This is a genomic window from Bacillus sp. JJ1127 (assembly GCF_036965845.1).
In the GTDB taxonomy this organism is placed as follows: Bacteria; Bacillota; Bacilli; order Bacillales; family Bacillaceae_G; genus Bacillus_A.
The window spans coordinates 828-1,061 of the sequence record NZ_JBALQK010000246.1; the positions used below are offsets into that span (position 1 = coordinate 828).

1 protein-coding gene is annotated in these 234 nt (G+C 37.6%); it reads left to right on the top strand.

The features are described from left to right. Nucleotides 1-234 (top strand): Cna B-type domain-containing protein (locus V7183_RS21260; RefSeq protein WP_335360749.1); only part of this gene is annotated, 234 nt, incomplete at both ends.

Sequence of the window (234 nt, forward strand, 5' to 3'; positions counted from 1 at the left end):
GGAAATATGAATTCAAAGATTTAGCAGCATACGATGCAGATGGCACTGCTTACAAGTATGAAGTAAAGGAACAACCAGTAGATGGTTACAAAACAGAAGTACACGGTTATGACATTACAAACACAAAAGTAGGTCAAACAAAAGTAGAAGGAACAAAGACGTGGAAAGACGACAATGCGACAGATCGTCCGAAAACAATCAAAGTAGACTTACTCCAAAATGGTCAAGTGATTA